This is a genomic window from Nocardiopsis sp. EMB25 (assembly GCF_026797795.1).
Lineage (GTDB): Bacteria > Actinomycetota > Actinomycetes > Streptosporangiales > Streptosporangiaceae > Nocardiopsis > Nocardiopsis lucentensis.
This window is the reverse complement of the sequence record NZ_JAMTDN010000001.1, coordinates 4,751,681-4,769,772: the sequence shown is the minus strand read 5'-3', so window position 1 is coordinate 4,769,772 and position 18,092 is coordinate 4,751,681. Positions and strand designations below refer to the sequence as shown.

Below are 18,092 nucleotides of genomic sequence, written 5' to 3'. Positions count from 1 at the left end.
CTCGTGCGAAGGGCGATCGCGTCATGGCGCGTGGCCACCGTCCGATCGCGTCCGAGCCGGTCAGGTGTTCTGGGCGGCGGTCGTGACGCCCCTGTCGGAGGAGGCGTCGAACGCCGCGAGCGCGACCATCACCGCCACCACGAGCACCGCCACCGCGAGCGGCGGGAGCCACAGGGAGGTGACGCCGACGGCCAGCAGCGCGGCGATCCCGGTCAGTCGGCTGGTGGCGGTGCGGCGCCACAGGGCGCGCTGGAAGATCAGGTTGCCGAGCAGGTAGACGATCGGGCCGGAGACGATCGTGAAGGCGATCCACGCCGAGGTCTCCCCGACCGGGTGGTGCACGACCTCCTCGATGCCCACCGCGACCAGGATCGCGCCGCCGACCATCAGCGCGTGGGCGTAGGCGTAGGCGTCCCGGGCGGCCGCGGTGACGTCGTCGGACTCGTACTCGTGCTCGGCATTGCCGTGGCGGAAGTCGAAGTACAGCCACCAGAGCAGGAACATCGTGGTGAACCCGACCACCGCGGCGGCCACGACGCCGAACGTGAACTCCTCCGACAGCAGGGCTCCCCCGAGCACCAGGATCGACTCGCCCAGGGCGATGATGAACACCAGCCGGTTGCGCTCGGCCAGGTGCGACTCGGTGGTCGGCCAGGACGACATGGGCGTGGAGCCGAGTCCCGGCAGCCAGAACCCGAACCGGGGCGACGCGTATTCGATCAGCACCGCCAGCGCCCACAGCGCGAGCCGCGCCTCGCCCTCGAAGCCCAGCCCGACCAGCCACAGCACTCCCGCGATGGCGCTCCACGCCAGCAGGTGCGCGTAGTTGCGGCCCATCACCTGGCCGCGGAACGCCCACACCATGAACGAGCTCCGCACCAGCTGGAGTACCAGGTACCCGGTGACGAACAGCCAGGCGCGCTCGGTGAACGCCTCGGGGATGGCGATGGCCATCGTCAGCGCGGCCAGCATGAGCACCGCGAGCAGCAGCTGTGTGCCCCGCGCGAACGGGTTGAGCCAGTTCATCGCCCACGCGGTGTAGTTCCACCCCCACCACACCGCGAAGAACAGCACCGCCGCCTCCGCGACGCCGAGCACGTCCAGGTGGGCCACCACGTAGTGGGACAGCTGGATGATGGTGAAGACGTAGACCAGGTCGAACAGCAGCTCGACGGGGCCGACGTGCCCCTGGGTGTCCTTGGTCCGGAGCAGGTTCCGGGTCTGTTGCACGCTCACGCGTGGTCCTCTCTCGTACTGGTGCGACACGTCGTCCGGCAGGGAACGTCCCTGAACGGCGACCACCGTCGGGAGGCGGATCGTGACACCGCGCGAGTAGTATCGGCGCGACCGCCCGTCACGTCGATACGTTATGGCCGTTCCCCGCCCCGTGCCACCTCCGCCCTTGGTGATCCCATGAGTCGTACCTCCCTGCTCGCGAGCCTGCTGGGCTTCGTCTCCGTCCTGCAGTTCGGCTATCCGATCACCGGATACGGCGAGCTGTGGACCGCGCTCTACATGGTCCTCTACGCGGTCATGCTGATCTTCGGGCTCCTGGTGGTGCACGCCGAGGGGGAGACGTACCGGCCGCTGATCGCCGTCACCGTCGTGTTCCTGTTCACGGGCACCTGGTTCTCCCTGGACCAGGACAGCACGCCCGCGGCCGTCGCGATGCTGGTCAGCGTGGCCCTGTCGATGGCCTCACTGATGTTCTCGCTCATGCGGTTCGTCTTCCGGCGCGGCACCGTGCCCGGCATCGACCTCGTCCTCGCGGCGATCACGGCCTACCTCATCCTGGGCGGGCTGGCGGCCGCGAGCTTCACGCTGCTCGAGATCGCCGTGCCGGGCAGCTTCGAGGACCCGCAGGCCGACGGACCGCTGGTCTGGCAGCAGTTGCTGTACTACTCCTACGTCACCGTCGCCACGCTCGGGTACGGCGACGTCCTGCCGATCACTCCCTGGGCCCGTTCGCTCGGCTCCCTCCTGTCCGTTGCCGGGACGCTGTACCTCACCGTGATCGTCGCGCGGCTCGTGGGCATCTGGTCGTCCAGCCGTGACGACGCCGCGCGGGGGTGAGCGCCGACCGAACGGACACGGTCGACTCTTCGGGAAAAGGGGATGTCCTCGGCGCTGCGCCCGCCCGTCACCCACCACCGTCCGGGGCCGCCTCGCGGCGGGCTCCTCCCCTCAACGGCGGGGGTGTTCGTACCGCAGCCTCCGGTACACCCAGTACACGTTCAGGCACGCGCCCGCCAACCCCGCGCCGAGCAGCACGACCAGCCACGTCTCATCCGTCAGAAGCGCCGCGGCGACCACTCCCACCAGCAGCACCAGGGCCCCGAACACCGCCAGGACCATGCGGAACCCCAGCGCGCTCGCGGGCCGGTCGTGACTGCCCAGCGGACCCTTCAGACTTCCCCGCCGCATGGCGTCCTCCCTTCGCGCCGTCCGTGTCCGTTCTACCGGCGCGCCGTCGGGTGGACGCAGCGGCCCCGCTCGACGGGCCCCGCACCCCACCCCTACCCACCCTGGCGGAGGCCCTCCTCGGGATCGGGTGTCACGTGGAGTGTCGGGACGCCGAAGGGCCGTGCCATCGGGCCGCCCCAGTCACGGAGGACGGGGCAGTGCGGGGCGGGCGCGCCGTCGAGGAACCGGTTCGCCTCCTCGTGGAAGGCGGCGCTGGTCGGCAGGTAGGCGTGCGGTGCGCGCACCGGGCAGGCGTTCCGGTCGACCGGCAGCCGCCACCCGGAGGGCATGAGCGGCAGGTCCCCGGTGGAGACCACGCTGAGCGAGCGCGTGTGCTCCGGCAGCGGGAGGGAGAGGATCGACGCGGGGGCGTCCGTGGTGCCCAGCAGGGCGTAGCCCGCGGGGGAGCCGGGGTCGAAGGTGAAGTCGGCCGTGCGGCTCAGCGGCGTCAGCACCTGGAGCAGGTCCGACGCGGGGCGGCCCGGACCCGGTTCGCCGGTGGGCCGGTAGCCGCCGGTGCTCTCGGGGAAGGGGCCCACCAGGATGAGGGCGTCCACCCGGGGAGCCGCGCCGGTGGCCACCGCCTTCCACGCGATCCACGCCCCCTGCGAGTGCCCCACCACGACCAGGGGGCGCGGCAGGTCCTCGGTCTGCTCCGCGAACGCCCGGAGCTGTTCGTCGACCGGCCGCTGGGTGTGGGCGCTGACGTAGGGGGCGCCGGTCCGGATCGGGCACAGCGCCTCGCCCCGCGGCTGGCCGTCCCCGGGGCCCGCGTAGGAGAAGTAGAAGGTCTGGTCGCAGCCGTAGCCGAGCAGGTCGGTGCGGGTCCGGAACGCGGTCCCGGCACCGGAGCGCGAGTCGATGCCGGACATGACCAGGACCGATCCCGCACGGGGGCGGGCGGGCTCGGGCGGGTCGGTGCCGCGTGTGGCGACCCACGCCCAGGACAGCAGGGCGAACGCCACGGCGACCGCGCCCAGGCGAATCGGGCCCCCGGGCCGCGCGGGGCGGGCCAGGGCGGTGACGGCGACGGCGGTGGCGGCGGCCGAGACCGGGACGAGCGCGAGGGTCAGCCCCGGGAACAGGTCGGCGAGCGCGCCGACCCCGAACACCGCGCAGCCGTAGGGCAGCGTCACACCGACGCGGAAGCCGTCGCGCCAGGCGCGGGCCAGGGTGTCGCGGATCCGTGGACCCGCCCGCCAGGGCAGCGGGGCGAACGCGAGGACGAGCACGGCGACCGCGACGACCCCGCCCCAGAACAGGCGCGCGTACAGGAGGGTGCCCGCGATGTAGACGGCCTCGGCCGCGAGCAGCGTGGGGATGAGCAGGACCCCGTAGAAGGCGGCGGCCAGGGCCAGCCGCTCGCGGGTGAGCCCGCCCGCCATCAGGGCCAGGACGGTGACGCGGACGGCGAGCGCCAGGGCCAGGAGGAGGGTGAACGGCACGGGGCCGGTGGTCGTGGTCAGGAGGACCCGCAGGTCGCCGAAGAGGTCCAGGGGCGGGAGCGCGACGAGGTGGACCAGGCCCGGCCAGGTCGGTAGGACACCGGTCGCCGCGAGGGTCGTGACCACGGCGGTCACCGGCACCAGGGGCAGCCAGCGCGGGGCGATGCCCTTGCTCCTGGTGGGGGACTCCACCCGCACGCGCGTCACCCCCTTCCCCCACCCCTACCCACGTGGCTGGGTTTCAGATATCCCAGTAAATCCCTTCAATTCGGACCAATGTAATTCTTCTGGCGGCGTTCAAGAATGGGAACGTCCGTTTCAAACAAGGGGTTTGAGCTGGGGTGGCGTCCGTCGCGGTGAAATTTTTCCGATGTCCTTCGCGAAAAAGTTCGCCTCCACTCCCCCTCATCCCCTACTCTTCTAACCAACACAACCGAAAACTCGGAAGACCCCGCGACGATTGATTACCGCCCGGGGTCGTGGCCAGCAAACTCGAACCTTTTACGCAAAGGATTGCCAGCATGCGCGATTATAGCGCTGCCTTCCTCGCCCTGCTCGGGGCGTACCTGAAGGCGCTGTTCACCCCCGCTCGTGGCCGCCACTCGGCCGCCGCCCGCCGTCGTCGTTCCACCCGGGTCCGCCGCTACGCGCCGGTGCCCGCCCCGGTCGAGGCCAGCACGCCTCCCGCCCCGAATCCCGCGCCCGTTTCCGCGCCGCGTCTGGCGCCGCCGCGCGAGAGCTTCCCCGCCGACGAGGTCGCCCTCGTCCGCCCCTACCACGTGTCCCGCGAGCGCGACCTCGACCGGGTCCAGGCCGAGGCGACCGCTCGCCTGCACGCCTGGATTCCGAAGCAGACCCCGCCTCCGGGGGACCTGCTCGCCGCCCCCGTGGAGCCCCGGCCCGGCGAGTTCGACGAGCTCGCCGCGCTGGTCCGCGTCTGGAACGACCAGCGGGCCCGGCGGTGTGGGGCGGTGGCGGCGTGAGCACCCTGGACATCATCCTGCCCGGCCTCTGGTGGCCCTACCGCGGTTACGCCGGTGACCTGTCCGAACTCGCCAGGGTCCGTGCCGACCTCGGTCGTGACCTGGTCGGGTTCGACCCGGACCTGGTGGGCACCGTCCAGCTCGTGGTCAGCGAACTCGTGGCGAACGCGGCCAAGTACGCCCGTCCGGGCGGCGAGGTCGTCCGCACGATGTGCCTGACGGACCCGCGCACGCTGCGCGTGACGGTCAGCGATCCCGGTGGGCCCGACAGCCCCCGCATTCCCACGGAGCGCACCGCCGACGAGTGGGACCTCGCTGAGGGGCAGCGCGGCCTGCTCCTGGTGGAGAGCCTGGCCGCCGACTGGGGCTGCCACGCCTTCCCGGAGTGGTCGGGCTACTTCACCCAGGTCTGGGCGGCCTTCGACGTCGGTTCCGGCTGAGTGGGACACACCGGTGCCCCGTGGACGGGGCCGTCCAGGGGGCACCGGTCGGGGATGTCAGCGGGTGACGGTGGCGATCAGCGTGACCCACTGGTCGGTGTCGAAGGCCAGCGCGCCGAGTTCGCGGTGCTTGGTGTCGCGCACCTCCGCGCCGTTCCCGTGCTCGCGCACCTCGACGCAGTCACCACCGCTCGGGCTGTACGTGGACTTGTGCCACATGGCTACTTCTCCTTCTCCTCGTCCAGGAACCGGCGCGACTGCACCGGAGGCAGAGAACGGCCGAGGGCCGCCTTGATCTGGTTGTGCAGACGGCCGTAGTCGCTCGCCTCGTCGTGCACGATAACTCCCCGATTGTGCTCGCTGGCCGCGATCGCCCCGCCCTCGTGCAGGTGGAACATCATCAGTGGACCCATGAGCCCGATCGGCGTCTCCTCCGCCATGATCAGATGAACATCGAGATGTCCCGTTCCGATCAGATCGAGTAACCGCCTGGCCTGTGCGCGACGAATGTCATCAGGTAGCCGGGTCACGGCGAAGGCGGGGAACACAGCCATCACGGACGCCAACTTGTTCGCCACCAACACCTCGAAGCGCCGGGAGCGCGCCTGCACCAACTGGGTGATGTCAGCGGCCCGGATCAGGTTCCGCCGCATCATCAGCGTCATGTACTCCGGGCACCGGGGGTGGCAGACGAGTGAACTCAGGTCACCCCGGGTGAATTCGGCGGTGACGATCCGAGTACAGGGAGCGGCCAGTGGGGAGGACGGCAAAGGCTCCGGTCTTTACCCTGACGGTGCGAGCCGATTGGAAGGGCGGAGCTATGCCCCACGGTAAACCAGTGGCCACCGGGGTGGCTGTGGCCATACGGGAGCTACGCGGACATCTGGGCTGGTCCCAAAGTCGGTTGGCGGACGAGGTGTGCCGGGTGAGCGGCCGGGACACTGTCACCCGCGAAACCGTCTCCCGCTGGGAGAACGGCAAACGCACGCCGACGCGCTACCACCTGCGCCACCTCGCCGCAGCCCTACAGGTGCCCCTCGAAGCCTTGGAGACTGACCCCGTGGACCGTCGTGCTTTCCTTACGTCCATAGCCGGTACCGCCGTCGCGCCCCTTGTCGCGTCCGACCTGGTTGAACGCGGCTTTGAAGCAGCACTGTCCGGGCGTGGTCCCGACTGGGACGCGCTGGTGGACTCCTACGGTCGCGACTACATGACCGCTGGGGCCGCACAGATCCAACAGCGGTTGGCCGGGGACTTGGTGGTGTTGCAACGGCAGTTGGACACCCCTCACGCGTGGGCGACCGCGTCCCGTCTGGCGACCCTGTTCGCCAAGACGTTCCCCGGCTCCGACGGAGTCAAGGCCGTTTCGTGGTATCTGCGCGCCGCCGAGTTCGCCGACCGCGCCGACGATCGCGAGGCCCGCGTGTGGGTGCGTGGACGTGCCGCTATCGCCCTCGGCTATGAGGGGGCCGCCCTGGACGACGCCGAACGGCTCGCCGACCAGGCCCTGGCTATCGACGACCGCCCGACCCTGGGCCGACTCAACGCCATCATGGGTAAGGCCCACGCGTCAGCCATCCGAGGGGACGCCGACACCGCCCGCGAGTTGGCCGAGGAAGGTCGCCGCACGTTCGACGTGGCCGCTTCCGACGACTCCGAGGCGTCCGATTACGCCGTTCCCTACTGGCGGATGAATGTGTTCCTGTCCCTCCTGTCGGCGCGATTGGGAGACGAACGTGACGCCTTGGCCGCCCAGGAGGAGGCGTCTCGGCACCTACCGCCGACTCTGCCCCGGTTCCGCACCCACCTGGACATGCACCGGGGGTTGATGCTCGTGCGCGCCGGAGACCGGCGCGGAGGTGTGGCCCACGCTCACGCCGCGTTGAACCAGCTCCCACCGGAAAAGCATTCGCTGACGTTGCGGATGTTGATGGACGAGATAGAAGCCCAATAACCACCCAGAGGTCGGGTTTGTGGGGTGGTCGCGCGCGTGGCCACCCTCGCGGCCACTCCCCGTCGCTCCCCGGTCAAGTGATGGTGGTCACATGGACAGCTCAACCGCCGCTACCTCGACGTGGCCCACGCTCCCGGGCCAGCCCATCCCGTCCGCCCAGCTTCGTCCCAGCGACATCGTCGTCATGCCCGACGGTCGGATCCGAGCCGTCACGGCGCTTCGCCGCACCCAGCCTGGCACCGTCCACGTTCGCTTGGGCGGTACCTGGTATGCCTACCAGGCTGACCAGACGCTCACGGCAGTCGACCGGGGGCGACGGTGACGTATCAGAACGTTGCCCTCGCCGCGCATTGTGAGCACGCTGTGACATAGGACGCATGACGGAGCCCAGCACACCCGAACAGACCGCCCTCGACGACCTTCGCCAGCGGCACCCCGGATGGAGGATCCAGCGGGCCTACGACGGTGGCCCCTCCTGGAGCGCCGTGCACGGACCCGACGCTGACGACGTCATCCGCGCCGACACGGTCGAGGTCCTGGGAGCACGGCTGCACCTGACCCAGTTCGCGCCCCGGCACCGGCCAGGGGCGATGCCATGACCCGCCACGCCGTCGCCTACGTCGGTCGCTCCCGATGGTTGGTGGACGGCCGGGAGGGCAGTTGGGACGAGTGCTACCGCTACCTCACGCGGGTCTGCGGTCTGCGGCACTCCCTCACCAACGAAGCCCTCGCGAACGCCCTGCGGATGGACCGCGCCCACTGGGTGGACGTCGCCAACGAACACGAACACCCATAGAGGACTACGCCGCTGGTTAGGCCCCGGCGATGACGGAAAGGAAGCACGTGGACACCACGACGAACCCCCAGCCCCTCCCTCTGGCTCCCCGCGCCGCAGACTGCTCGAACTGCAATGGATCGGGCAAGATCTTCAACGACCAGGACGGCAACGGGCCATGGAAGAAGGAGATCATCGACTGCCCCCTGTGTAACGGAACAGGACAGGTGTGATGGCTGACCTCAACGACCTGCACGCTCGGCTCGTGGCCGATCTGGACACCCCGGAGGGGATCCGGGCGGCGTTCGCCGCCCACCCCCGGCACCGGTTCATCCCGGACATGATCTGGCCGAGCGCGATGGGTCTGCCGCTGTACCGCACCGCTGACCCCGAGAAGTGGGCACGGATCGTCTACACCGACGATGCGGTGACCACGCAGGCCAATGACGGAGGGTCTGGGCCGGTGAACCGGCCCACCTCGTCGTCGTCGGCACCGCAGCTCATGGCGGACATGATCGACGCCGCGAACATCGCGCCGGGGATGCGGGTGCTGGAGATCGGCACCGGAACCGGGTGGAACGCCGCGATCCTGTCCACTCTGGTCGGCCCGGCGGGTTCGGTCACGAGTGTGGAGATCGACCCCGGCGTGGCCGCCGCCGCGCGAGAGCGTCTGGCCCGAACTGGTGTACGGGTCGTCACTGGCACCACAGCCCCTGGCACAGACACCTATGACGCCGCCATCGCCACCTGCGCGGTCAGTAACGTCCCCCTCGAGTGGACCGAACGTCTCGGGCAGGACGCGCCCCTCGTGGTGCCGTGGACGCCGTACGCCGACAGCGGCCCCACCCCCATCGTCGTCCTACGTGAGACCGGGGATGTGCTCGCGGGGCCGTTCGTGCGGGACGCGGCGTTCATGCGGAACCGTGTCCAGCGTGCCCCCCGCCAGCGCTTCCCCGGAACCGGTGCCGAGCCGGACGGTGTGGGGAGGTTCCCCCTCGGGTCCGTCGAATTGCTCGACCGCGACCTTCTCACCCGTCTGGTGCTGGTCTGCCCCAGTATGCGCATCGACGTGGGCGGGCGTCCGTGGAACGGGCGGAGCGCGCCCGTCATCGCGTTGGGCGCGGGTGACTCCTGGGTGTACATCTGGCCGGATGGCACGGTCACCTACGGCGGGGATGCTTCGCTGCTGGAGAGGTTCACCGTCGGTTACGAGTCGCTGGACAGTGCCGGCTGGCCGGGCCTGGACGAGTTCTCGTTGGAGGTGGACCCGAAGACCGAGGTGTGCAGGGTCCGGGCACCGTTCGGTGCGTGGGAGCACCGGGTCGGCCGGTGAGAGGTTCACCTTCGAGAACGGTCGGAAGAGGTGGGTGGATGAGTAGCTACCAGAGCTGGCGGGAGAGCGGGCACCTGGAACGGGCGATCGAGACCGCTGGAGGTGTCGAGGCGTTCGAGGCCGGTGTGGCGCGCCTTCGGGACGAGGCTCGTGCCTGGCGACTGGTCGAGATGCGCAAGCACCGGGGGCTCAGCCAGGCCGAGGTCGCGCAGCGCATGGGAGTGTCGGTCGCTCGGGTCTCCCAGATCGAGTCGGGGGACCTCTCCACGCGTGACGTCCTCGACCGCTATGTCACGGCGCTGGGCGGGACTCTGGTCATCGTCGCGGACTTCGGCGACGAACAGTTGAAGGTCGGCTGACACGACGGAGCGGGGGAGCCCGCCGGGCTCCCCCGCTCCGGTCGTCTCCAGGGCCTACACGCCGTCCATCAGGGCGGGCAGCGTGGCCTCGTAGGCGGTGCGCAGGTCCGCCAGCGGCACCTCGACGGACCCGCCCGGGTGGGTGACCACCAGCGCGTCGCCGCCCACGGCGCCGATCTCGGCGACGGGCACGTCGTGCTCGGCGGCCAGCGCGCGGAGCGCGTCCGCGTGCTCCGGGAGCACCGCGACCGCGGCGCGGGCGCCGGACTCGCTGAACAGGGCGGTGAACACGTCGCCGTCGACCTCCACGCGCACGCCCCGGCCACCGCGCAGCGCCGACTCGGCGAGCGCGACCCCCAGGCCGCCGTCGGACAGGTCATGGGCGGCGGTCACCAGGCCTCGGTCGGCGGCGGTGGCCAGCACCTCGCCCAGCGCGGCCTCGGCGGCCAGGTCCACCCGGGGCGGCAGCCCGCCCAGGTGGCCGTGGACCACGTCGGCCCAGGCCGAACCGCCGAACTCCGCGCGGGTCTCGCCCAGCAGGAACACCGTGGCGCCGTCGGTGTCGAAGGCCGAGCGAAGGCGGTTGCGGACGTCGTCGATCACGCCGAGCACGCCGATCACGGGCGTCGGGTTGATCGCCACGTCACCGGTCTGGTTGTAGAAGCTCACGTTGCCGCCGGTCACCGGGGTGCCCAGGCTCTGGCAGGCGTCCGCCAGGCCCCGGGTGGCCTCGGCGAACTGCCACATGACCCCCGGGTCCTCGGGCGAGCCGAAGTTGAGGCAGTTGGTGACCGCCAGCGGGCGGGCGCCCGTGGCGGCGACGTTGCGGAACGCCTCCGCGTAGGCCGCCTGGGTGCCCGCGTAGGGGTCCAGACGGGTGTAGCGGCCGTTGCCGTCGGTGGACAGGGCCACGCCGCGGTGCGAGTCGTCGGACACGCGGATCATCCCGGCGTCGTGCGGAGCCGAGACGACCGTGTCGCCGCGCACGTAGCTGTCGTACTGCTGGGTGACCCAGGTGGGGTCGCCCACTCCGGGGGCACCCAGCACGCGGAGCAGCTGGTCGCGCAGCTCGGCGTCGTCGGCCGGACGGGGCAGCGCGGCGGCGTCGTCGGCCTGGAGCGCGTCCTGTTCGGCGGGGCGGGCGTAGGGGCGCTGGTAGACCGGGCCCTCGTCGGAGGCGGTCCGCGGCGGCATGTCCACGACGGTCTCGCCGTGCCACGTCATCACGAGGCGGCCGCCGCGCTCGGCCTCCTCGGGGGTGACCTCGGTGACCTCGCCGATCTCGGTGGCGACGATCTGCCACTTGGCGCAGATGGCGAGGAACTCGTCCATCTTGGCCGGCTCGACCACGGCCATCATGCGCTCCTGCGACTCACTCATGAGGATCTCCTCGGGCGTGAGCCGGGGGTCGCGCAGCGGGACGCGGTTGAGCTGGATGTCCATGCCGCCGGTACCGCCCGCGGCCAGCTCCGTGGTCGCGCAGGACACACCCGCCGCGCCCAGGTCCTGGATGCCCACGACCAGGTCGCGGGCGTACAGCTCCAGGCTGCACTCGATGAGCAGCTTCTCCATGAACGGGTCGCCGACCTGCACGCTGGGGCGCTTGGCGTGCGACTCGTCGTCGAAGCTGGCGCTGGCCAGCACGGAGGCGCCGCCGATCCCGTCCGGGCCGGTGGTGGAGCCGAACAGGACCACCTTGTTGCCCGGGCCGGGAGCCTGGGCGAGCTTGATGTCCTCGTGCCGCATCACGCCGACGCACAGGGCGTTGACCAGCGGGTTGGCGAGGTAGCCCGCGCCGAAACCGATCTCACCGCCGATGTTGGGCAGTCCCAGGCAGTTGCCGTAGAAGGAGATGCCCGAGACCACGCCGGGGAGTACGCGCTTGGTGTCGTCGGCGTCGGCGGGACCGAAGCGCAGCGCGTCCATCACGGCGACCGGCCGGGCGCCCATGGTGAGGATGTCGCGGACGATGCCGCCGACCCCGGTGGCCGCCCCCTGGTGCGGTTCCACGTAGGAGGGGTGGTTGTGCGACTCGATCTTGAACGTGACGGCGCGTCCGTCGCCCACGTCCACGACACCGGCGTTCTCACCCATGCCGACCAGCAGCGCGTCGCTCTCGGGAGCCTTCTCCCCGAACTGCTTCAGGTGCACCTTGGAGGACTTGTAGGAGCAGTGCTCGCTCCACATGACCGAGTAGATCGCCAGCTCGGAGGAGGTGGGGCGGCGGCCCAGGATCTCGCGGACCCGCTCGTACTCGTCCTTGGCCATGCCCAGCTCGGCGTAGGGCTGGGGGGTGTCCGGGGTGTCGAGCGCCGTGGTGACGGTGTCGAGACCAGGTACTTCAGACATGCGTGGTTCCGTTCGGGATGTGCGGATGTGAGCCGGGCCGTGGCGTCCGCCGACCGGCGCGGAAGGTCGTGGTCAGGGCAGAACTCAGGATCTGGGCTGGACGGCGTTGCCGAGCATGAGGAGCGCGGCGGCCTCCTCCGCGTCGTGGTCGGAGGAGTCGGCGACCAGGACGTCCCCGTCGCTGAGGATGGTCTCGCCCAGGGGGACGTCGTCGGGTGACTCCGCGCCCTCGGGGAGCAGTTGCCCCCAGTTGGCGTCCAGAAGGTGGTGGTAGACCGACTCGATCGCCTCCTCGGAGTCGGCGGCCCGCTCGCCCTCGTCGGTGACGACCCGCACCAGGCGCACGCACTCGGCGGTCGTGCACTGCACGTCCTCGTCACCGGAGACGTAGGACAGTCCGTCCGGGGGGTCGCCCAGCACGTCGACGTCCGGCGCCTCCAGGCGCTCCGGGGTCTGGGCCGACCCCGGAGCCGGAGGTTCGGGCGACGCCGTGGGCACGGGGGTGCTCAGGGCCTGGAACAGGCCGAGCGCGCCGGAGACGACCAGGCCGACGACGAGTGCGACGGCCAGTGCGATCTTGAAACGGCGGGAGCGCAGCAGCGCCATCATCGCGAGGTTCGTCCCCCTGTCCGTGTGCGGGTCCGTCGGGTCAGGCGTGTACCGGGGTTCCGGTCGCCAGGTGGCTGAGGATCGAGGTGAAGAAGCCGAGCCCGTCGGTGGAGGGGCCGGTCAGCGCCTCGACGGCGTGCTCGGGGTGCGGCATGAGGCCGACGACGTTCCCGTGCTCGTTGGTGATCCCGGCGATGTCGCGGCGCGATCCGTTGGGATTGCCGCCGACGTAGCGGACCACGACCCGGCCGGTGGCCTCCAGTTCGTCCAGGGTCTCCTCGTCGGCGACGTAGCTGCCCTCGCCGCTCTTGAGGACGACGAGGACCTCCTGGCCGTCGGTGTAGTCGCCGGTCCAGGCGGTGGCGGTGGACTCCACACGCAGCACCTGGTCGCGGTTGAGGAAGCGGAGCGAGGTGTTGCGGGTGAGCGCTCCGGGGAGCAGGTGGCTCTCGCACAGGATCTGGAAGCCGTTGCAGATACCGAGCACCGGCAGCGCGCCCGAGCGGGCGGCCGGGACGAGCTCGGACATCAGGGGCGCGAACCGGGCGATGGCGCCGCAGCGCAGGTAGTCGCCGTAGGAGAAACCGCCGGGCAGGACGACCGCGTCCACGCCCTTGAGGTCGGGTTCGGCGTGCCAGAGCGCGACGGGCTCGGCACCCGCCAGCGCGACGGCGCGGGCGGCGTCCTTGTCGTCGAGGGAGCCGGGGAAGGTGACGACGCCCACACGGGCTGCCATGAGCACACTCCGGGTCATTGTGTGTCCGCATCCCGCGCGCGGGAAGACGGGTGGTTGGGCGAGGAGTCCGCGGACGCCGGGCCGTCGCGGGACGGCGCGTCCGCACCTCGCAGCGTACCCGGTCGACTGTGTTCGGGTACGACCCTCACCCCGCTTCCGGGCTCCTGGCCTGTGCGATTCTCCCAATTCGGACGGCTGGAAGCGCGGTCGGGGTGTGTGACCCGACAGGCGCGGTGGTGTGTGCCACATCCCCGTGCGGAGGTGTTCGGTCCCGGGGGCTCCTGGACGCGGGAGGTGGACCCGGCGGCCGGCCGGGCGCCCACCCGCGGGCTCGGTCGTTCACGACCGGGAAGCGGACAGTGCGGCGTAGTCCTGCTCGTGGATGTGGGCGGGGCCGGGATCGGGGCGGTGGTCGCACCGGGCGAGACGCTTGCGCAGGAGGACCGTCGTGCGCGGGGCGCCCCGGAAGGAGACCTCGTCCATGAGCCGGCGCATCAGGAAGATGCCCCTGCCCGATTCTGCGCTGAGGCGGGGCAGGGGCACGGGGCCCGGGGAGAGCCCGCGGGGGAGGGCCGTGCCAGCGGGCGCCTCCCCGTTGTGGGAGATCCGCAGCTCGCACAACCGGGAGTCGAGGTCGGCCTCGACGCGGTAGTCGGTGGCCGAACCGGCGTGCTCGATCGCGTTGGCGCAGGCCTCGGAGACGGCGAGGATGATGTCGTCGGCGCAGTCCTGGCACAGGCCCACGCGTCGCAGCAGGGTGCCGAGGACGTCGCGTACGACGGAGACCGTGTACGCCTGGCGGGGGAGCGAGATCGAGAAGACGGCGTCCATGCGTACACCTCTCGTGCTCCGTGGTCGGTTGCCGGTTCGACGCGTTAAGGAACCTTCCCGAGCTCGGTTGACGCAAAACGAACAGCCGTGCCCGATACGGGACACGGCTGGCCAATTCCGGACACACCAGGTGTGCGGGTGTCCGTCCCCGGTGCGGGGTCAGGCGACGTGGACCTCGAAGTCCTCGATGACGGTGTTGGCGAGCAGCGTCTCGGCCAGCCGGCGGACGTCGGCGAGCTTGGCGTCGTCGACCTCGCCGTCCACCTCGACCTCGAAGCGCTTGCCCTGCCGGACCTGCTCGACCCCCTCGAAGCCCAGCCGGGAGCAGGCCCCGGCGATGGCCTGGCCCTGGGGGTCCAGGATCTCGGGCTTGAGCATGACGTCAACAACGACGCGGGCCACAGCGTCCTCCAGAAGAAATGTGGGTGTGCCGCACTTGCCCGCCGCGGAGCCGGGCGGGCGCCTCTCCGAGCCGCTCGGAGGGGCGACGCCAGCGTATGCCACACCGGCCCGCGACCGGCCCCTGGCCAGGCGCCACGCTGGTCCTTTACCGCATGCTTACCCGTACTGGAGACGGTTTCGGTACCTTCGTGACTCGTATCACCCTGATTGATGTCATCATTGGAAGCGTCTGGTGGCGTCTACCAGTGTGGAAGTGATCGTCCGGTCGTCCAGAGGGGGGAATCTTGACGACTATCGCAGCGGACCAGACCTCCACGACCGGTGAGACCCGCGCCGAAGAGCAGACCCTGGACTTCGCCACCGCGGTGACACCGTTCGCCGACCAGCTCTACCCGACCGCCCTGCGGATGACCCGCAACCCGGCGGACGCGGAGGACCTCGTCCAGGAGACATTCGCCAAGGCCTTCGCCAATTTCCATCAGTTCCGGGCAGGCACCAACCTGAGGGCCTGGCTCTACCGGATCCTGACCAACACGTTCATCAACTCCTACCGCAAGAAGCAGCGCGAGCCGCGCCAGGAGACCACCGACGAGATCAAGGACTGGCAGCTCGCCGCCGCCGAGGCGCACACGTCGTCCGGCATGCGTTCGGCCGAGACCGAAGTCCTCGACCACCTGCCCGACTCCGACATCAAGCTGGCTCTCGCGCGCCTGCCCGAGGAGTTCCAGGAGGTCATCTACCTCGTGGACATCGAGGGCTACGCCTACAAGGAGGTCGCCGCCCGCATGGGGACGCCGCTCGGCACGGTCATGTCCCGGCTGCACCGCGCCCGCCGCCAGCTCCGCGAGATGCTCGCCGACTACGGCCGTGAGCGCGGCATGCGCGTCCCGGCCTGAGCCGTCCCGCCCCGCGCGTTCGCACGGCGCCCCGGCCCCCGCCCCAACCACCCCATGACCCCGCGCGGTCTCTCTCCGTAGCCGCCGCGTGCTGCCACGTCACGCCCGGGCGGCCTCGACATCGAGGCCGCCCGGGCGTTTCCGTTCCGTCGTCAACCAGGGTCCACAAAGTTGTTGGAAGTCCTTGTAATTGATAGGAAGCCCTGGTAGTTGCGCATGTGTGGAGGATCGGGATGATGGGCGGACAGGTTAAAAGGTGACGCTGAGGGCTTGCGCTCCACGTAGTGAGTTCTGTCACGATGTGGGGAGGGCTGTCCGCTGCGCCCACCACCCCGGGTGAGCGGACCTTGATTCGGCCGATCAGCGTTCACCCACGCGAATTCGGCCCCGAGAACCCGAGGAGCGACGTGTCGGACACCACCGCACACGCACAAACGGAGCTTGTCCAGCTCCTGACACCCGAAGGGGAGTTCACCGCACACCCCGACTACCCCCTGGACATCGGCGCTGACGAGATTCGCGACCTGTACCGGGACCTGGTGCTCGTCCGCCGGGTCGACAGCGAGGCCGTCTCCCTCCAACGGCAGGGTGAGCTGGGCCTGTGGGCCTCCCTGCTGGGCCAGGAGGCCGCGCAGATCGGGTCCGGGCGGGCCCTGCGCGACGGCGACATGGCCTTCCCCTCCTACCGTGAGCACGGCGTCGCCTGGTGCCGCGGCATCGAGCCCAAGGAACTGCTGGGTATGTTCCGGGGCGTCACCAACGGCGGCTGGGACCCACACGAGCACGGCTTCCACCTGTACACGATCGTCATCGGCAGCCAGGCCCTGCACGCCACCGGCTACGCCATGGGCGTCCAGCGCGACGGGGCCGTCGGGGAGGACGGCACCGCGGTCATCGCCTACTTCGGCGACGGCGCCACCAGCCAGGGCGACACCAACGAGGCGTTCAACTTCGCGTCGGTGAACAACGCCCCCGTGGTCTTCTTCTGCCAGAACAACCAGTGGGCGATCTCCGAACCGCTGGAGCGGCAGGCCCGTGTGCCGATCTACCGGCGCGCCTCCGGGTTCGGCTTCCCGGGTGTGCGCGTGGACGGCAACGACGTGCTCGCGTGCCTGGCCGTCACCCGCGCCGCGCTGACCAACGCGCGCGAGGGCAACGGGCCCACGCTCGTCGAGGCGTTCACCTACCGCATGGGCGCCCACACCACCAACGACGACCCCACGCGGTACCGGGCGACGGCCGAGCTGGACGAGTGGAAGGCCAAGGACCCGATCCTGCGTCTCCGCCGCCACCTGGAGCGCGAGGGCCTGGCCGACGAGGAGTTCTTCGCCTCGGTCGACGCCGAGGCCGACGCCATCGGTGAGCGCGTGCGCGCCGAGTGCCGGGCGCTGCCCGACCCCGAGCCGCTGGACATCTTCCACGAGGTCTACGCCGAACCCAACGTCCACATCGACCAGCAGCGGTCCGAGTTCGCCGAGTACCTCGCGTCCTTCGAGGGCGCCGGCGCGGAAGGGGGCCGCTAGGCCATGGGAACCAACCTCACGATCGGCAAGGCGATCAACGCGGGCTTGCGCGCCGCCATGGAACACGACCCGAAGGTCCTGGTCATGGGTGAGGACGTCGGCCGTCTCGGCGGCGTCTTCCGGGTCACCGACGGCCTGCACAAGGACTTCGGCGCCGACCGGGTGATCGACACCCCGCTGGCGGAGTCCGGCATCGTCGGCACCGCCATCGGCATGGCCCTGCGCGGGTACCGCCCGGTGGTGGAGATCCAGTTCGACGGGTTCTTCTTCCCGGCGGCCAACCAGACCTTCACCCAACTCGCCAAGATGCGCCGCCGCTCGGCGGGCAAGCTCAGCGTCCCCGTCGTCATGCGCATCCCCTACGGCGGCGGCATCGGCGCGGTGGAGCACCACAGCGAGTCGCCCGAGGCCTACTTCACCCACACGGCGGGCCTGCGGGTGGTCACGGTCGCCAACCCCGAGGACGCCTACTGGATGATCCAGCAGGCCGTCCGGTCCGACGACCCGGTCATCTTCCTGGAGCCCAAGCGGCGCTACTACGAGAAGGCCGAGGTGGACACCGAGGCCCCGATCGCCGAGGCGACCCCGATGGACGCCGCTCGGATCGCCCGGCCCGGCACGGACGTGACCCTGCTGGCCTACGGGCCGATGGTCAAGACCGCCCTCCAGGCCGCCGAGGCCGACACCGACCACTCCGTCGAGGTCGTCGACGTGCGATCGCTGTCGCCCGTCGACTACCCCACCATCGTGGACTCGGTGAAGCGCACCGGCCGTCTGGTCGTGGCGCACGAGGCGCCGCTGAGCGGCGGCCCCGGCGCGGAGATCGCCGCCCGTGTCACCGAGGAGTGCTTCTACCACCTGGAATCGCCGGTGATCCGCGTTGCCGCCTTCGACACCCCCTACCCGCAGTCCAGGCTGGAGGAGCACTATCTTCCGGACCTTGATCGGGTTCTGGACGGTGTGGACCGGGCGTTCGCGTTCTAGGTATCGGGGA

At 70.5% G+C, this 18,092-nt stretch carries 22 protein-coding genes and 1 pseudogene; 13 read left to right on the top strand and 10 right to left on the bottom strand.

What is annotated here, in order from left to right; genetic code table 11:
- Positions 1 to 60: 60 nt before the first annotated feature.
- Positions 61 to 1,236, bottom strand: coding sequence for a low temperature requirement protein A (locus tag KIK06_RS20870; protein ID WP_268644783.1), 1,176 nt, complete (start codon positions 1,234 to 1,236; stop codon positions 61 to 63).
- Positions 1,237 to 1,413: 177 nt separating this feature from the next.
- Between KIK06_RS20870 and KIK06_RS20865 the strand changes: the two genes are divergently transcribed.
- Entirely contained in the window at positions 1,414 to 2,073 is a 660-nt protein-coding gene (locus KIK06_RS20865) for a potassium channel family protein (protein ID WP_017601239.1), read from the top strand.
- 111 nt (positions 2,074 to 2,184) lie between these two features.
- On the opposite strand, the gene KIK06_RS20860 is transcribed toward KIK06_RS20865, so the two are convergent.
- Together KIK06_RS20860 and KIK06_RS20855 are read right to left on the bottom strand one after the other, a co-directional pair.
- A complete protein-coding gene (locus KIK06_RS20860; RefSeq protein WP_017601240.1) occupies positions 2,185 to 2,424 on the bottom strand; it encodes a hypothetical protein in 240 nt (79 codons plus the stop codon).
- 92 nt (positions 2,425 to 2,516) lie between these two features.
- On the bottom strand, positions 2,517 to 4,115 hold the full coding sequence (locus tag KIK06_RS20855; protein WP_268644782.1) for a hypothetical protein: 1,599 nt from the start codon (positions 4,113 to 4,115) through the stop codon (positions 2,517 to 2,519).
- 314 nt (positions 4,116 to 4,429) lie between these two features.
- Between KIK06_RS20855 and KIK06_RS20850 the strand changes: the two genes are divergently transcribed.
- Both KIK06_RS20850 and KIK06_RS20845 read left to right on the top strand, forming a co-directional pair.
- Complete coding sequence (locus KIK06_RS20850; protein ID WP_268644781.1) at positions 4,430 to 4,891, top strand: hypothetical protein; 462 nt, start codon at positions 4,430 to 4,432, stop codon at positions 4,889 to 4,891.
- The gene (locus KIK06_RS20845) at positions 4,888 to 5,331 is read left to right on the top strand and encodes an ATP-binding protein (RefSeq protein ID WP_268644780.1); all 444 of its coding nucleotides are present in this window, start codon (positions 4,888 to 4,890) and stop codon (positions 5,329 to 5,331) included. Before KIK06_RS20850 ends, KIK06_RS20845 begins: the two co-directional genes overlap by 4 nt.
- Positions 5,332 to 5,388: 57 nt before the next feature.
- Here KIK06_RS20845 and KIK06_RS20840 read toward each other — a convergent pair whose 3' ends face one another.
- Both KIK06_RS20840 and KIK06_RS20835 read right to left on the bottom strand, forming a co-directional pair.
- Positions 5,389 to 5,550: a DUF397 domain-containing protein gene (locus KIK06_RS20840; protein WP_268644779.1), complete on the bottom strand. Its 162-nt coding sequence runs from the start codon at positions 5,548 to 5,550 to the stop codon at positions 5,389 to 5,391.
- 2 nt (positions 5,551 to 5,552) lie between these two features.
- Positions 5,553 to 6,101 carry a Scr1 family TA system antitoxin-like transcriptional regulator gene (locus KIK06_RS20835; RefSeq protein ID WP_268644778.1) on the bottom strand — a complete coding sequence of 183 codons (549 nt, stop codon included), beginning with the start codon at positions 6,099 to 6,101 and terminating at the stop codon, positions 5,553 to 5,555.
- A 50-nt stretch (positions 6,102 to 6,151) separates the two neighbouring features.
- Between KIK06_RS20835 and KIK06_RS20830 the strand changes: the two are divergent.
- The 7 genes and pseudogenes from KIK06_RS20830 to KIK06_RS20800 all read left to right on the top strand — a co-directional run.
- Positions 6,152 to 6,367, top strand: a pseudogene (locus KIK06_RS20830) (helix-turn-helix transcriptional regulator); the annotation flags it as partial.
- A 150-nt stretch (positions 6,368 to 6,517) separates the two neighbouring features.
- Entirely contained in the window at positions 6,518 to 7,285 is a 768-nt protein-coding gene (locus KIK06_RS20825; RefSeq protein ID WP_268646267.1) for a transcriptional regulator, read from the top strand.
- 377 nt (positions 7,286 to 7,662) lie between these two features.
- Positions 7,663 to 7,884: a hypothetical protein gene (locus tag KIK06_RS20820; RefSeq protein WP_268644777.1), complete on the top strand. Its 222-nt coding sequence runs from the start codon at positions 7,663 to 7,665 to the stop codon at positions 7,882 to 7,884.
- The gene (locus KIK06_RS20815) at positions 7,881 to 8,081 is read left to right on the top strand and encodes a hypothetical protein (protein WP_017601249.1); all 201 of its coding nucleotides are present in this window, start codon (positions 7,881 to 7,883) and stop codon (positions 8,079 to 8,081) included. The genes KIK06_RS20820 and KIK06_RS20815 overlap by 4 nt, the downstream gene beginning before the upstream one ends.
- Positions 8,082 to 8,128: 47 nt before the next feature.
- Positions 8,129 to 8,293, top strand: a complete 165-nt coding sequence (locus tag KIK06_RS20810) for a hypothetical protein (protein ID WP_206538976.1) — start codon at positions 8,129 to 8,131, stop codon at positions 8,291 to 8,293.
- Positions 8,293 to 9,393 carry an rRNA adenine N-6-methyltransferase family protein gene (locus KIK06_RS20805; protein ID WP_268644776.1) on the top strand — a complete coding sequence of 367 codons (1,101 nt, stop codon included), beginning with the start codon at positions 8,293 to 8,295 and terminating at the stop codon, positions 9,391 to 9,393. Before KIK06_RS20810 ends, KIK06_RS20805 begins: the two co-directional genes overlap by 1 nt.
- Before the next feature lie 38 nt (positions 9,394 to 9,431).
- Positions 9,432 to 9,752 carry a helix-turn-helix domain-containing protein gene (locus KIK06_RS20800; protein WP_017601251.1) on the top strand — a complete coding sequence of 107 codons (321 nt, stop codon included), beginning with the start codon at positions 9,432 to 9,434 and terminating at the stop codon, positions 9,750 to 9,752.
- Between the two features lie 54 nt (positions 9,753 to 9,806).
- Here the strand turns inward: KIK06_RS20800 and purL are convergent, their stop codons facing one another.
- From purL to purS, 5 genes are all read right to left on the bottom strand, one after another.
- Entirely contained in the window at positions 9,807 to 12,101 is a 2,295-nt protein-coding gene (gene purL / locus KIK06_RS20795; protein ID WP_268644775.1) for a phosphoribosylformylglycinamidine synthase subunit PurL, read from the bottom strand.
- An 84-nt stretch (positions 12,102 to 12,185) separates the two neighbouring features.
- Positions 12,186 to 12,710 carry a hypothetical protein gene (locus KIK06_RS20790; protein ID WP_017601253.1) on the bottom strand — a complete coding sequence of 175 codons (525 nt, stop codon included), beginning with the start codon at positions 12,708 to 12,710 and terminating at the stop codon, positions 12,186 to 12,188.
- A 40-nt stretch (positions 12,711 to 12,750) separates the two neighbouring features.
- A complete protein-coding gene (purQ, locus tag KIK06_RS20785; RefSeq protein ID WP_026128072.1) occupies positions 12,751 to 13,446 on the bottom strand; it encodes a phosphoribosylformylglycinamidine synthase subunit PurQ in 696 nt (231 codons plus the stop codon).
- 339 nt (positions 13,447 to 13,785) lie between these two features.
- The gene (locus KIK06_RS20780) at positions 13,786 to 14,277 is read right to left on the bottom strand and encodes an ATP-binding protein (RefSeq protein ID WP_268644774.1); all 492 of its coding nucleotides are present in this window, start codon (positions 14,275 to 14,277) and stop codon (positions 13,786 to 13,788) included.
- Positions 14,278 to 14,436: 159 nt separating this feature from the next.
- Entirely contained in the window at positions 14,437 to 14,679 is a 243-nt protein-coding gene (gene purS / locus KIK06_RS20775; RefSeq protein ID WP_026128073.1) for a phosphoribosylformylglycinamidine synthase subunit PurS, read from the bottom strand.
- A gap of 284 nt (positions 14,680 to 14,963) precedes the next feature.
- Between purS and KIK06_RS20770 the strand changes: the two genes are divergently transcribed.
- The 3 genes from KIK06_RS20770 to KIK06_RS20760 all read left to right on the top strand — a co-directional run bounded on the left by KIK06_RS20770 (position 14,964) and on the right by KIK06_RS20760 (position 18,082).
- Entirely contained in the window at positions 14,964 to 15,575 is a 612-nt protein-coding gene (locus KIK06_RS20770) for a sigma-70 family RNA polymerase sigma factor (RefSeq protein ID WP_017601257.1), read from the top strand.
- A 407-nt stretch (positions 15,576 to 15,982) separates the two neighbouring features.
- Positions 15,983 to 17,098 carry a pyruvate dehydrogenase (acetyl-transferring) E1 component subunit alpha gene (pdhA, locus tag KIK06_RS20765; RefSeq protein ID WP_268644773.1) on the top strand — a complete coding sequence of 372 codons (1,116 nt, stop codon included), beginning with the start codon at positions 15,983 to 15,985 and terminating at the stop codon, positions 17,096 to 17,098.
- Between the two features lie 3 nt (positions 17,099 to 17,101).
- Positions 17,102 to 18,082: an alpha-ketoacid dehydrogenase subunit beta gene (locus KIK06_RS20760; RefSeq protein WP_017601259.1), complete on the top strand. Its 981-nt coding sequence runs from the start codon at positions 17,102 to 17,104 to the stop codon at positions 18,080 to 18,082.
- The last annotated feature ends 10 nt before the right edge of the window (positions 18,083 to 18,092 follow it).